At 70.1% G+C, this 12,981-nt stretch carries 12 protein-coding genes; 5 read left to right on the plus strand and 7 right to left on the minus strand.

Annotated elements, in window-relative coordinates; all coding sequences use genetic code 11:
- Positions 1–391: 391 nt before the first annotated feature.
- Together AB0K00_RS38730 and gsmA are read left to right on the plus strand one after the other, a co-directional pair.
- Positions 392–967, plus strand: coding sequence for a hypothetical protein (locus AB0K00_RS38730; protein WP_363531466.1), 576 nt, complete (start codon positions 392–394; stop codon positions 965–967).
- A 129-nt stretch (positions 968–1,096) separates the two neighbouring features.
- Positions 1,097–1,996, plus strand: a complete 900-nt coding sequence (gene gsmA / locus AB0K00_RS38735) for a sporangiospore maturation cell wall hydrolase GsmA (RefSeq protein WP_363531469.1) — start codon at positions 1,097–1,099, stop codon at positions 1,994–1,996.
- Positions 1,997–2,410: 414 nt separating this feature from the next.
- On the opposite strand, the gene AB0K00_RS38740 is transcribed toward gsmA, so the two are convergent.
- The 7 genes from AB0K00_RS38740 to flgN form a co-directional block, all read right to left on the minus strand.
- Positions 2,411–4,465 carry an ATP-binding protein gene (locus tag AB0K00_RS38740; protein ID WP_363531472.1) on the minus strand — a complete coding sequence of 685 codons (2,055 nt, stop codon included), beginning with the start codon at positions 4,463–4,465 and terminating at the stop codon, positions 2,411–2,413.
- A gap of 46 nt (positions 4,466–4,511) precedes the next feature.
- Positions 4,512–6,113 (minus strand): methyl-accepting chemotaxis protein, encoded by a 1,602-nt coding sequence (locus AB0K00_RS38745; protein ID WP_363531475.1) that lies wholly within the window; start codon positions 6,111–6,113, stop codon positions 4,512–4,514.
- An 80-nt stretch (positions 6,114–6,193) separates the two neighbouring features.
- Entirely contained in the window at positions 6,194–6,436 is a 243-nt protein-coding gene (csrA, locus tag AB0K00_RS38750; RefSeq protein ID WP_203847552.1) for a carbon storage regulator CsrA, read from the minus strand.
- Positions 6,437–6,507: 71 nt separating this feature from the next.
- Positions 6,508–6,915: a flagellar assembly protein FliW gene (locus AB0K00_RS38755; protein ID WP_363531478.1), complete on the minus strand. Its 408-nt coding sequence runs from the start codon at positions 6,913–6,915 to the stop codon at positions 6,508–6,510.
- Positions 6,916–6,961: 46 nt separating this feature from the next.
- On the minus strand, positions 6,962–7,852 hold the full coding sequence (flgL, locus tag AB0K00_RS38760; RefSeq protein ID WP_363531481.1) for a flagellar hook-associated protein FlgL: 891 nt from the start codon (positions 7,850–7,852) through the stop codon (positions 6,962–6,964).
- A gap of 9 nt (positions 7,853–7,861) precedes the next feature.
- Positions 7,862–9,259, minus strand: a complete 1,398-nt coding sequence (gene flgK, locus AB0K00_RS38765) for a flagellar hook-associated protein FlgK (protein ID WP_363531484.1) — start codon at positions 9,257–9,259, stop codon at positions 7,862–7,864.
- Positions 9,260–9,742, minus strand: a complete 483-nt coding sequence (gene flgN, locus AB0K00_RS38770; protein WP_363531487.1) for a flagellar export chaperone FlgN — start codon at positions 9,740–9,742, stop codon at positions 9,260–9,262. It abuts the gene before it with no gap.
- 268 nt (positions 9,743–10,010) lie between these two features.
- Between flgN and AB0K00_RS38775 the strand changes: the two genes are divergently transcribed.
- The 3 genes from AB0K00_RS38775 to AB0K00_RS38785 all read left to right on the plus strand — a co-directional run bounded on the left by AB0K00_RS38775 (position 10,011) and on the right by AB0K00_RS38785 (position 12,864).
- On the plus strand, positions 10,011–10,859 hold the full coding sequence (locus AB0K00_RS38775) for a FliA/WhiG family RNA polymerase sigma factor (RefSeq protein ID WP_363531652.1): 849 nt from the start codon (positions 10,011–10,013) through the stop codon (positions 10,857–10,859).
- Between the two features lie 117 nt (positions 10,860–10,976).
- A complete protein-coding gene (locus tag AB0K00_RS38780; RefSeq protein WP_363531490.1) occupies positions 10,977–11,843 on the plus strand; it encodes a FliA/WhiG family RNA polymerase sigma factor in 867 nt (288 codons plus the stop codon).
- A gap of 163 nt (positions 11,844–12,006) precedes the next feature.
- Complete coding sequence (locus AB0K00_RS38785; RefSeq protein ID WP_363531493.1) at positions 12,007–12,864, plus strand: flagellin; 858 nt, start codon at positions 12,007–12,009, stop codon at positions 12,862–12,864.
- Positions 12,865–12,981: the final 117 nt, after the last annotated feature.

The raw sequence follows: 12,981 nt of genomic DNA on the forward strand, positions 1-12,981 counted from the left end.
ATGACTGAACGTGATCTCCCGGCACTGTCCAGTGGGAGTGCGGTGAGCGGGGGATGAACGCCCGACATGAGGTTGCCGTACAGGTGTCGGCGGGCGGCAGAAGGGCATCCAGCGAGCCATGTCGGCACCTTGTTTGCGGAAAGTCACCCCTTCGAGGTGGCGCGCGGACCAGAATGAGTCTGTGCCAAAGATCGACACTGGTCTGGCAAAGCTGCTCGCGCTGGTCCTCGTGGCCGGTTCATTGACGGCACCTGTGACGTCGGTGAGCGTGTCACGCTCCGCGGTCGCGCGTAGCTGGTTGCCGGTCATACCGGGCCCACCCGTCGGGGAGCCCGCGGGCGCCGCGGACAGCGGCGGGCGCTGTGCGGACCCCGCTGGGACGTGGCTCGGCATGCGCTGGCGCAACGAGCTGCGATGGCGGGTCAACGAGCAGACGATCCCCGCGTACCTCGGCGACCGCACGAAGGTCGTCGACTCGTTGCGCAGCGCCGCCACCACGGTCGACACCGGGCGCAACGACTGCGGCCTGCCGGCGAACCTCGGCATCGTGGAGTCCTACGCCGGCCGCACCGACCACAAGGCGGGGGTGACCGCGGCGGGTGGCTGTGGCGAGCGGGACGGCCACAACGCCGTCTCCTTCGGGCGGCTGGACCAGGGGCTGCTCGCCGTCACCTGCATCTGGTGGTTCGGCGGCAAGGAGAACGGCCGCAGCGTCGAGACGGACATCCTCATCGACGACACCGAGGGGCTGTTCTTCACCACGACGCCGCCGGACTGCTCGTCGCGGTGGGACCTGGAAGGCACGGTCACGCACGAGTTCGGGCACGCCTTCGGGCTCGGGCACGTGGCGTTCGCCGAGCACGGCAGCCTGACGATGACCGACGGGCTACCGGACTGCTCCACCGCCTACCGGGGGCTCGGCCTCGGCGACTACCTGACGCTCAAGCAGCAGTACGGTACCAACTGATCCCACCGTCCTCAGTGGACGATGTGGAGCTTTTTGCCGCAACGCGCCGGCACCCGGCGGGGACCTGGTCGCGCTACCCGCACTGGCGACCTTTGAGGGGACCACCCACCCCTCATGGGAGATCAGTGCATGTTGCGAAACCTCAAGAAGTATGTCCTCGTCCCTGCCATGGCACTCGCCGCGACGGCCACGACGCTCGTCGTGGCCACCACCCCGGCCGACGCGGCCGTCATCTCCGTCCGCGTCAACGGCACCCTTGCCGCCCGCAACGGCGCCGCCAACTGGTTCACGCAGACCCGGAAGATCAAGAACAAGCAGAAGGTCACCGTCACCTGCAAGGTCAGCGGCCAGTACCTCCGCGGCAACATCCGCCGCACCGCACAGTGGGACCGCACCGCGCTCGGTGACTTCATCTCCCACGCGTACGTGTCGGGCAACCCGAAGCTGCCCACCTGCGTCATCACCCCGCCGCCCCCGGCGCCGGCGCCGGTGCCCACGCCCGTGGTCGCGGCACCCGTCGCGACGGTCCCCATGGGGCCGACCGGCACGATGACGAACGAGCAGTTCCTGGCCGCGTCGATCCCCGCCGCCCAGCAGAGCCAGCGCGACACCCGCGTGCCGACCTCGGTCACCCTCGCCCAGGCGATCCTCGAGTCCGGCTGGGGCCGCAGCTCGCTGTCCGCGAACGACCGCAACTTCTTCGGCATGAAGTGCTTCAACAACGTGTCGGGCGCCTACGCCGCCGGCTGCCACGCCTACAGCACCCAGGAGTGCAACGCCGCCGGCGTCTGCAGCACGACGGTCGCCACGTTCCGCACGTACGCCACGTCCGCGGCCTCCTTCACCGACCACGGCATGGCGTTGAAGAACCTGGCCCGGTACGCGGCCGCCTTCAACTACACGACCAACCCGAACCAGTTCGTCGCCGAGGTCCACAAGGGCGGCTACGCCACCGACCCGCTGTACACGACAAAGCTGGTCAACCTGATGACCAAGTACAACCTGTACCAGTACGACCTGGCCCTGTAGGTCGTCGGCTCGCTACGACGCTTCGGCGGTGGTCATGCCCGGTTCACCCCCGGGCGTGGCCGCCGCTGACTGCATTCCGAGTCAGTGTCATTGCCGGGCACAAGACCAAGCGCCTCAGGTGTCAGAGGCCTTCGAAGAAGTCTTGATCGATACGTTTGAGGATGAAAGTCTCCTCCTCTTGTACCCCGACGTTGTGCAGCAGCATCAACTCTGCGAGCCGTACCCCACCGATGAGGATGAGGCGCGCAGGTACTCGCGTCGGCGGCGAAACGGCTGGTCGCTGTGAAACCCCTCGGTCGGCCTGGGCCCGTGCAAGGTGTTCGGCCGCTCCGGCCCGCCCGCCGTAGCCCATAGCTGTCCCGATTCTCCACGCGCTGTCAGGTCCCATGGCCGGGCTTGGCGGAGGGTGCGTCGTCAGCGAGCGGTGCGGGCCGGGACCGGGGACTCGTGGCGGGGCAGGAGGCAGGTGACGACGGTGCCGTGGCCGAGGGCGGGGCGGGCCCAGATGCGGCCGCCGTGGCGTTCGACGATGGACTTGGTGATGGCCAGGCCCAGGCCGGTGCCCTGGCTGTGCCGCTCGTGGGAGCGGCTGGAGCGGAAGAACTGGTCGAAGATCTGGTCGATCTCGTCCGGGGGGATGCCCATGCCGGTGTCGGCGACGGTGAGGCGGATCTGGGCGCCGTCGAGGTCGGCGGTGAGCCGGGCGTTGCCGCCAGGGGCGGTGAACTTGAGGGCGTTGTCGAGCAGGTTGATGACGACGCGTTCGAGCTGGTCGCGGTCGCCGTGCACGACGAGCGGGGTGTCGGGCAGGTCGATGTCGAGGTGGACGTCGCGCTGGCCGCGGACGGCCTGGAGGGCTTCGAGGGCGCCGGACACGACGGTGCGGAGGTGGACGGGACGGGCGTTGATCTTCACCTGGCCGGCCTCGATGCGCGACAGCATGAGCAGGTCCTCGATGAGGGCGAGGAGGCGGCGGGCGTTGCGTTCGACCGCGGCGAGGAGGCGGGCCTGCGGCTTCTGCAGGGGGCCGGCGTCGCCGTCGACGATGACCTCGACGTTGCCGAGGATGCTGGTGAGCGGGGTCCGCAGCTCGTGGGAGACGGTGGCGACGAGGTCGGCGCGGACCTTGTCGAGCTCCCGGAGGCGGTCGCCCGCGGCGCGTTCGCGGTCCAGGGCGTGGCGCATCGCCTCGACGGTGCGGCGTTCCCGGGTGACGTCGCGGGCGACCGAGAGGTACCCGGTGACCTCGCCGGACTCGTCGCGGATGACGCTGACAGTGAGGGCGACGGGCAGCGGCGTGCCGTCGCGGCGCAGGTAGGTCCATTCGCGGGGTTCGCTGTCGCCGGCCTGCGCGGGTTCGAAGAGGGTGGCCAGGCCGGGCAGCTCGGCGGGCAGGTGGAAGCGGTCGAGGGTGGCGGTGCCGACGACGTCGCGGGCGCGGTGGCCGAGGAGGCGTTCGGCGCCGGCGTTGAAGACGGTGACGGTGCCGCGCCGGTCGGTGCCGATGATGCACTGTTCGGTGGCGGCGGCGAGGACGTCGGCGAAGAGGCGCTCGGTGTGGCGTTGTGCGGTGACGTCGAGGCCGGTGCCGATGACGTGGGTGAGGCGGCCCTGCTCGTCGGTGAGGGCGGTGTTGCTCCAGACGATGCGGTGGCGGGTGCCATCGGCGGCGAGCCAGTCGTTCTCGAAGGTGTTCGGGAACGCGTCGGCGGTGAGGTGCGCGAAGGCGTCGTCGCCGCGGCCGGTGTCGTCGATGGACAGCCCGGCGCTCCAGAACGGGTGGCCGAGGACGTCGGCGGCGGTGAAGCCGGTGACCTCCTCGCACCGGCGGTTGAAGGCGGTGATCCGGCCGTCGGTGTCCAGCACCATGACGAGGAAGCCGGCGCTGTCCAGGATCGCGCGGTTGAAGTCGCGTTCGCGGCTGACCTCGCGGGTCCGCGCGGCGAGCTCGGCGGCGCTGGCACGGTTGCGGCGCACCCAGCTCTGGGCCGCGGACGCCATGAGGGCGCCGAGGGCGAACACGAGCACCCCGCGGCGCCACTCGTGTTCGAGGATCTCCGCGCTGCGCAGCATCGGGGCGGCGAAGACGACCGCGAGGGCGACGACGCCGATCGCCGTTGCCGCGCGGCCGTGGTACAGCGCGAGCCAGAAGACGGGCAGCAGCGCGAGCGCGCCGTAGCCGGCCGGGTCGTCGCCGCGCTCGGGGATGTTGAGCAGCGCGACGACGCCGAAGAAGCCCAGCGGCGGCATCGCCTCGTAGATGGCCGGCAGGCGCCGCCACGGCACGACGACGACGAGCCCGAGCAGCAGGGCGAGCACGACGAGGGCGCAGGCGAGGGCGACCCGGTCGACTCTGGGCGGGAAGAGGGCCATGCCGAAGGCGAGGACCGCCACGGTGAGGAACGGCGCGATACGCCGCCAACGATCCGGGGCGCTCAGCGTCCGCAGGTCAGCGTCGCTGTAGAGCATGATTCCAAGTTTCCGGCGTAGCGGACGGTAACGTCTGCCGATTCGGTCAGAAACGGAAACGAGCTACCAGGGCGTTCATGTCCTCGGCCATGCCCGCGAGCTGGCGGGCCGCGGTCAGCGACGTGTCGGCCTCGGCGGTGTTCCGGTTGGCCACGTCCGCGATGTCCGCGATCGTGGCGGCGATCTCCCCGGTACGGGTGGCGACGTCGCTGACGGTCCGGCTGCTCTCCTGGGTGGAGGCGGTCTGCTCCTCGACGGCGCTGGCGATGGTGACCTGGAAGTCGTTGATGCGGGCGATGATCGAGCCGATCTCGCTGATCGCCTCGACGGCTCGGCCGGTGTCGGCCTGGATCTGCTCGACGCGGCGGCTGATGTCGTCGGTGGCGCGGGCGGTCTCCTGGGCGAGCTCCTTGACCTCGCCGGCGACGACCGCGAAGCCCTTGCCCGCGTCGCCGGCGCGGGCGGCCTCGATGGTGGCGTTGAGGGCCAGGAGGTTGGTCTGTTCGGCGATCGAGGTGATCACCTTGACGACGTTGCCGATCTCGACGGAGGAGGCGCCCAGGCGGGACATCATCGTGTTGGTCTGGCCGGCCATGGCGACCGCGTCGCCGGCGACGCGCAGGGCGGCGTTGGCGTTGCGGGAGATCTCGGCGATGGAGCCACCCATCTCCTCGCTGGCGGAGGCGAGCGATTCGACGTTGTGCGAGACCTCCCCGGCGGCGTGGTTCGCGCTGCCGGCCCGGTCGCGGGCGAGCTCGGCGGCGGAGCAGATCCGCTGCGAGGCGCCGGTCAGCTCGTCGGCGGAGACGGCGACGGTGCGCGCCGTGGTGGACAGCGACTGCACGGTGCCGCGGACGCTGGCGATGGCCCGGTTGAGGTCGCGGGCCATCGCTCCGACCTCGTCGGTGGACTCGACCTTCGAGGTGTGCGAGAGGTCGCCCTCGGCCATGCCGTTGAGCACGGTGGACACCTCGCGCAGCGGCACGATGATGCCGCGCATGACGAGCCAGCTGATCGCGACGGTGAGCAGCAGGCCGAGGACGCCCGCGGCGGACAGGGTGAGCACGGCCCGGTCGCGTTCGTCGCCGACGGACTTCGACGCGGCCGCGGCGACCTGCTCCAGGGCGTCGCTGATGGCCGGCAGCTGCTCCTCGACCGCGGAGAAGGCGGTCTGGAACCCGGCGTAGCTGGCCGGGTTCGCCTCGCCGCCGACCGCGGCCCGCACGGTCTTGCCGGCGAGGTCGATGTAGTTGGTGATGGCCGGGGCGACCCGTTGCGCGGCGGCCCGGACGGAGGGGTTCATGCCGTCGGCGGTGAAGGTGGTGACCGCGCCGCCGAGGATGGCGGAGTGGTCGGTGAGGTCGGACTGCACCTCGGTGGCCTCGGTGGCGATGTCCCCGCCGCGGGAGACCGCGAGCAGGATGCGCAGCACGTCGCCGCGGATGGCGTCGTGCGCCATGTCGGCCTCGAGGGTCTGCCTGGTCAGCTGGCCGACCCGCTCCAGCTGCCGGGCCCGTTCCTCACCGTCGTTCAGCGCGCGGGTGCCGGCGAAGAGGAGCGCGACGACGGTCAGCAGGGAAACGACGAAGATCGCACCCAGCTTGACGACGATCGGCCGGTTTCGTACCCATCCGCGCAGAGCGGCCATGGACGTGCCCTTCTCGAGGCGTTACCCATCCGGCCTATCGGCATCGGTGGAGACGTCCTGAGAAGTCGGGTTCTTCCTGGTTACTGCTGCTCGACGTCGGCGCGGAGCATGCGGCTCAGGGCCCGCACGGCGACGTCGCTGGGCGACGCGGCCTCGCGGTTGACCTTCTGGAGCTCGCGGTAGACCTCTTCGCGGTGGACCTGGATGCTGCGTGGCGCCTTGATGCCCAGCCGCACCACGTCGCCGCGCACGTCGAGCACGGTGACGACGACGTCGTCACCGACCATCACGCTTTCCCCGGGACGTCGGGTCAGGACGAGCACAAGCCGCTCCTTCGCTGGGCGATACGCGAACAGTACCCGATATGCCGGTTCTGCAAGTTGAGAAGACCCGATCAGGCGACGACGACGAGCTTCTGGCGCACCGACAGGCCGCTGCGGGTCAGGACCAGCTGCACGGCGCGGCGGCTGCGCTGGTCCAGCACGATCGGCGCCATCAGGTTGACGGTCGCGTCCTCCACCCCGTCGCCGGCCGTGACGACGAGCAGGACCAGCAGGTCGGTCTCGTCGCCGGCACCGAGCGCGGCGAGTGCGTCGTCGTCGATCTCCGGCGCGTAGTCGGGGAAGAACTGCGCGGGCGGCACCACCAGGAACCGCAGCCCCGCCGAGTCGACCGAGGTCAGGGCATACAGCATGCCCGTGTCCTCGAGGCGGACCAGCACGAACCGGCGGTCGTCCGGGAAGCCCGGCATCGGCGCTACGAAGTCGATCACCGGCAACGTGGTGGTCTCTGGGTGTCCCACAGTCGCGACGCTCATGGATTCCTCACGTATGTGCTTGCGGCGCGGCCTACCGCAGGAAGTCGACCAGCGACGGCTGGATCACCTTCGCGGTGGCGGCGAGCGCGGCCTGGTAGGCGGTCTGCTGCAGGGCGAGTTCGGTGATCGTCTTGGGCAGGTCGATGTCTTCGACGTCGGAGAGTTGCGCCCGCAGATCGAGCACCCTGTTCTGGGCAGTTTGCTGCATTTCGGTCACTTGATTGTATCTGGAACCGACCCCGGAGAGGCCCGCCTGGATACGTTTCTGCGCCGTGTCGACCTGGGCCAGGTCGGCCTGCAGCCCGGCCGGGTTCGTGCGCAGGTCGTCGGCGATCTGCCCGAGCAGGTTGAAGACGTTGCCGGTGCCGGCGCCGAAGACGTCGTCGCCGCTGGTGTCGACCCGGACGGTGGCGTTGCCGCTGATCGTGCGGTTGATCTTCCCGTCGTCGCCCTGGAAGACGCCGTCCTTGTCGTAGGCGATCGAGCCCGAGGTGCTGCCGCCGAAGATCGGCCGGTCCAGATACGTGGTGTTCGACAGGTTGAGCATCGACTCCCGCAGGTTGTCGATCTCCAGCGCGATCGCCTCCCGTGCCTCGACGCTGCCGGCCGAGCCGCTCGACAGGCCGGAGAGCACCAGCTCGCGGGCCCGGTTCATCTGCGTCGAGGCGCTGGTCAGCGCGGTGTCGGCCATGCTCAGCCAGCCGATGCCGTCGTCGGCGTTACGCGAGTACTGGTTGAGCGTCGCCATGTCGGAACGGTGCTGCATCGCGATCACCGCGCCGCCGGGCGAGTCCGACGCCTTGGTGATGAGCTTGCCGCTGGACAGCTGCTCCTGCAGTTGCTGGTTACGCGAGAGGTTGACCTGCAGGTTCGCCAGCGTGTTGCTGGCCATGGACCGTTCGGTGACGCGGAAGCCGGGCATCCGTTCCCCCTACCGTTTCATGTTGATCAGCGAGTCGAGCGTGGTGTCGACCACCGAGATGACCTTTGCCGCGGCCTCGTACGCGCGCTGGAACTGCAGCATGTTGGTCATCTCCTCGTCCAGGCTGACGCCGGACTCGGCCTGCTCGGCCGCGCTCACGTCGTCGGAGATGACCTGCTGCGCGTCGGCGCGCCGGTTGATCGTCTGTGCCGCGACGCCCGTGTCCACCACGAAGTTGCGGTACCTGACGTCGGCGCCCGCGGTGTCCTTCGCGAGGTTCGCCATCTCGATCGCGTTGTCGCCCTGGAACGGGTTGGTGGCCGTGCCGGACGCCGCGACCTTCGTCGGGTCGGTGATCGCCACGCCGATGTCGTGGGCGTCCGTGCCCGAGAAGAAGTCGCCGCCCTGCACCGGGGTGGGGACCGTGGCCGGCGGCACGACGGTGATGTCCCAGCCCTTGGCGTGCTGCGTGTTGACGGTGCTGATGAGCAGGCCGGCGACGTCGTCGAGGCCCTGCACCGCGTCCGGAACGGTCTTGGTGAGCGCCTCCAGCCGCGAGGCGATCTTGCCCGTGGTGATGGAGGCGATCCCGCCGCCGACGAACTGCACCCGCGGCGGTGCTGCCGCCCGCCCGTCGACGGTGGTCGAGCCGACCGCCTCCAGCTGGCGCACCGTGTCGCCCTGCACGATCACCGCGCCGGCGAGCAGCACGTCGGTGCTGCCGTCCTGCTTGGGCCGGGCGGTCGCGCCGGTCAGCTCCGACAGCCGCAGCACCAGTTGGTCGCGCTTGTCGGACAGCTCGTTGGTCGGCATGTCGGCGACCTTCGCCAGCGCGATCCGGGCGTTGAGGTCGCCGATGCCGGCGGTGGTCTGGTTGACCACGTTGATGTCGGCGCCGAGCTGCTCGCGGGTGGCGGTGTACAGCTCGGCGAGGTTGGCCCTGGTGGTGCGCATCGTGCCGGCGACCGTGTTGGCCCGGGAGAGCAGCGCGGTGCGGGACGAGGGGTCGCCGGGGCGGTTCGCCACGTCGGACCAGGCGGTCCAGTACTCCGACAGCTGCGCCTGCAGCCCGTTGTCGCTGGGCTCGCCGAGCGCCTGCTCGATGTTGGTGTAGACGGTCTTCTGCGCCTGCAGGTACTCGTTGAGCCCGTGCTCGGCCCGGGTGCGGTTGGTCATGAACTCGTTGTGCAGCCGGGTGACGCCGGTGATCCTGACGCCGTCGCCGACGCCGCTGGAGATCGAGTAGCGGGCCGGCTCGGTCACGTTCTCGACCGGGGCGAGCTCCACCCGTTGCCGTGAGTAGCCCTCGGTGTTGACGTTGGCGACGTTCTGGCCGGTGATGTCCAGCGCCCGGCGCTGCGCGTAGAGCGCGGACAGCGCGGTGTTCAGGCCGGAGAAGGTGCTCATCTACATCGCCTCGTCAATCAGCCGGGTACGGGGAGCCGAACCCACGGTCTGCCCCCGCCGCCCGTAGGTCTCGACGGATCCGGCGACGGCCAGCATCGTCTCGCGGGCGGCCCGCGCGCCGGTGGTGAGGATGTCGCGGTTGGCCTCGGCGAGCGCGCTGACCTCGGCGGTCAGCGTCATGAACGCCATGCGGTGCTGGTTGAGCAGGTCCGACCACGGCGCCGGGGAGGCCTCGGCGAGCTGGGTGAGGCTCGGGTTGGGGCCGAGCCCGAGGGAGGCGCCGATCGCCTCGACCTCGGCGGCGCGGACGACCTCGGTGCGCCGGATCTCCTCGAGGACGACCTCGACCTCGCGGGTGGCGTGGGCGAGCCAGCGGGTGCGCCCGCCCGCGAGGACGAGTTGCTCCTCCTCGAGCTTGAACAGCAGCAGCTCCAGCATCTCCCGCTCGCGCCACAGGATGCTCGCGAGGTCCGCCAGGCCCATGCGTGTGCCGCCCTTCCCCACGTCATCGATCGCTTCACCCACATAGGTCGGCAGGTCGATACGAGGGTTGAGTACAACCTCCCCGCAACTTTGCGTCACCTCGACCTGCACCCACGGCAACCGAGGCTGGTTTTCGACCAACTCCTGCCACGAAGAGGTTGCCGTGACCGTCACCATCGAAGCCCAGACCGAGTCCCCGACCGAAGCCCTGACAAAAGCTCCGGCCGACGCCCCGGCCGACGCTCGGACCGAAGCCCGGGCCACCGAGCTGAACCCGGCCGAGCTGGACGCGGCCGTCCGCAGCCACCTGCCGCTGGTGGGGCACCTGGTCCGCGAGATGCTGGGCCGGTTGCCCGCGCACGTGTCGCGGGAGGACCTGGTGTCGGCCGGGATGGCGGCGCTCGCCCACGCCGCGAAGGGCTTCGACCCGAGCCGGGGCATCCCCTTCGGCAGCTTCGCCACCACCCGCATCCGCGGCGCCCTCCTCGACGAACTCCGCGGCCTCGACTGGGCCAGCCGATCCGTGCGCACCCGCGCCCGCAAGGTCGAAACCACCCAACAGGAACTCACCGCCACCCTCGGCCGCACCCCCACCCAGACGGAACTCGCCGAGGCGCTCGGCGTGGCGCCCGAGGAGCTCAAGGCGATCGGCAACGACGTGCAGCGCGCGGTCGTGCTGTCGCTGCAAGGGTTCACCGCCGGCACCGCCGAGGACCTGGTCCCGGAGCGCACCCCGGGCCCGGAGGACCTGATCCTGCACCGGGAGAAGATCGGCTACCTGCACCACGCCGTCAACGCGCTGCCGGAGCGGCTGCGGCACGTCGTCACCGCGTACTTCTTCCACGAACGGCCGATGACCGACATCGCCGCCGAGCTGGGCGTCACCGAGTCGCGGATCAGCCAGCTGCGCTCCGAGGCCCTCGTGCTGCTGCGCGACGGGCTCAACAACCACCTCGACCCGCAGCTGGTGGCCGCGCAGGAGCGGGGCAACGGCTGCGTGGCCCGTCGGCGGGAGGCGTACTACAGCCAGATCGCGCGCCAGGGCGACCTGAGCGCCCGGCTGGCGCACACCACGGCGCTGGGGATGCCCACGTCGGAGCTGCCGGACGCAGCCTGAGGACAACAACCGGTTCGCAACCAAGTGCGACCGATTGTGTACCCAAAGTGACAGAGGCTGGATCTTGCCGGCACTTCCCGGCACACGAAGACCCACTCCTGCCACGAAGAGGTTGCCGTGACCAGCACCGCCACCCAGGCCCGCCCCACCACCACCGCCCGCGAACGCGAGGACCTTGTCCGCGCCCACCTGCCACTGGTGGGGCACCTGGTCCGCGAGATGCTCAGTCGCCTGCCGTCCCACGTGTCGCGGGAGGACCTGGTGTCGGCCGGGATGGCCGCGCTCGCCCACGCCGCGAAGGGCTTCGACGCCAGCCGCGGCATCCCCTTCGGCAGCTTCGCCACCACCCGCATCCGCGGCGCCCTCCTCGACGAACTCCGCGGCCTCGACTGGGCCAGCCGATCCGTGCGCACCCGCGCCCGCAAGGTCGAAACCACCCAACAGGAACTCACCGCCACCCTCGGCCGCACCCCCACCCAGACCGAACTCGCCGAAGCCCTCGGCGTGGCACCGGACGAACTCAAGACGATCGACGACGACGTCCAGCGGGCCGTGGTGCTGTCGCTGCAGGGATTCGCCGCCGGCACCGCCGAGGACCTGGTCCCGGAGCGCACCCCGGGGCCCGAGGACCTGATTCTGCACCGGGAACGGATCGGCTACCTGCACCACGCGATCGGCGCGCTGCCGGAGCGGCTGCGCCAGGTCATCACGGCGTACTTCTTCGACGAGCGCCCGATGACCGACATCGCACGGGAGCTGGGCGTGACGGAGAGCCGGATCAGCCAGCTGCGCTCCGAGGCCCTGGTGCTGCTGCGCGACGGGCTCAACAACCACCTCGACCCGCACCTGGTGGCCGCGCAGGAACGGGCCGGCGGTTGCATCGCCCGCCGGCGGGAGGCGTACTACAACCAGATCGCGGACCAGGGCAACCTGAGCGCCCGGCTGGCGCACACCACACCGCTCGGCATCCCGTACAGCGTCTGACGAGAGACCCGGTTCCCATGGAGCCGGGTCTCTTCGCGTTGTAGTTGCGTTGCGGAAAACTTCTTGAACAGATTCCTCATCCTCCGGGTCCTGACGCCGATGTGTTGAGCGAGCGGGCCAAGGACGGCCCGGGCAGTACGGCCCGAATCAAGGAGGAATCACCATGGGTCTTCGCATCAACAACAACATCGCCGCGCAGAACGCCTACCGGAACCTGTCGGTCACCGACAGCCAGATGAGCAAGTCGCTGGAGAAGCTGTCGTCGGGCTTCCGGATCAACCGCGCCGCCGACGACGCGGCCGGCCTGTCGATCAGTGAGGGTCTCCGGTCCCAGATCGGCGGCCTGAAGGTCGCCGTGCGCAACGCGCAGGACGGCATCTCGGTCGTGCAGACCGCTGAAGGCGCGCTCACCGAGACGCACTCCATCCTGCAGCGCATGCGCGACCTGTCCGTGCAGGCGTCCTCGAGCGGTTCGCAGGACACCGATGCCCGTACGGCGGCGCAGACCGAGTTCACCCAGCTGAACGCGGAACTGGACCGGATCGCGACGACGACCAGCTTCGGCGGGCAGAAGCTGCTCGACCCGGCCGGCGCCTACACCGGCACGTTCCAGGTCGGCGCCAACACCGCGACCGCCGACCAGATCGGCGTCAACCTCGGCACCGCCGCCTTCGGCAGCGTCACCGGGGTCACCGGCTTCGACTCGACCGGGCTCGGCGTCGTCGCGCTCAGCCTGGTGACCGGCGCGTCGGCCGCGATCACCGCGATCGACACAGCGATCAAGGGTGTCTCGACCGCTCGGGCGACGCTCGGTGCGTACCAGAACCGGTTCGAGCACACCATCAACAACATCAACACCGCGGTGGAGAACCTGTCCGCGTCCGAGTCCCGGATCAGGGACACGGACATGGCCCAGGAAATGGTGTCCTTCACCCGCTCGCAGATCCTGACCCAGGCCGGCACCAGCATGCTGGCCCAGGCCAACCAGGCGCCGCAGAACGTGCTGTCCCTGCTGCGCTAGTCCGCACCGCACCGTACGCACCACGCGCACCACCCTCCTCAGTGATGACACGGCAGCGGCGCCTCCACCCCCGGAGGCGCCGCTGCTGTCTCTCCGGACTTTTTCCCGCAGAACCCT

It is taken from the genome of Dactylosporangium sp. NPDC049525 (assembly GCF_040676755.1).
GTDB lineage: Bacteria > Actinomycetota > Actinomycetes > Mycobacteriales > Micromonosporaceae > Dactylosporangium.

Excerpts from the sequence above, each read along its gene's own strand:
- AB0K00_RS38730 (WP_363531466.1), top strand. The coding sequence starts at position 392 with ATGCGCTGGCGCAACGAGCTGCGATGGCGGGTCAACGAGCAGACGATC.
- gsmA (WP_363531469.1), top strand. The coding sequence starts at position 1,097 with ATGTTGCGAAACCTCAAGAAGTATGTCCTCGTCCCTGCCATGGCACTC.
- AB0K00_RS38740 (WP_363531472.1), bottom strand. The coding sequence starts at position 4,465 with ATGCTCTACAGCGACGCTGACCTGCGGACGCTGAGCGCCCCGGATCGT.
- AB0K00_RS38745 (WP_363531475.1), bottom strand. The coding sequence starts at position 6,113 with ATGGCCGCTCTGCGCGGATGGGTACGAAACCGGCCGATCGTCGTCAAG.
- flgL (WP_363531481.1), bottom strand. The coding sequence starts at position 7,852 with ATGCCCGGCTTCCGCGTCACCGAACGGTCCATGGCCAGCAACACGCTG.
- flgK (WP_363531484.1), bottom strand. The coding sequence starts at position 9,259 with ATGAGCACCTTCTCCGGCCTGAACACCGCGCTGTCCGCGCTCTACGCG.
- flgN (WP_363531487.1), bottom strand. The coding sequence starts at position 9,742 with ATGGGCCTGGCGGACCTCGCGAGCATCCTGTGGCGCGAGCGGGAGATG.
- AB0K00_RS38785 (WP_363531493.1), top strand. The coding sequence starts at position 12,007 with ATGGGTCTTCGCATCAACAACAACATCGCCGCGCAGAACGCCTACCGG.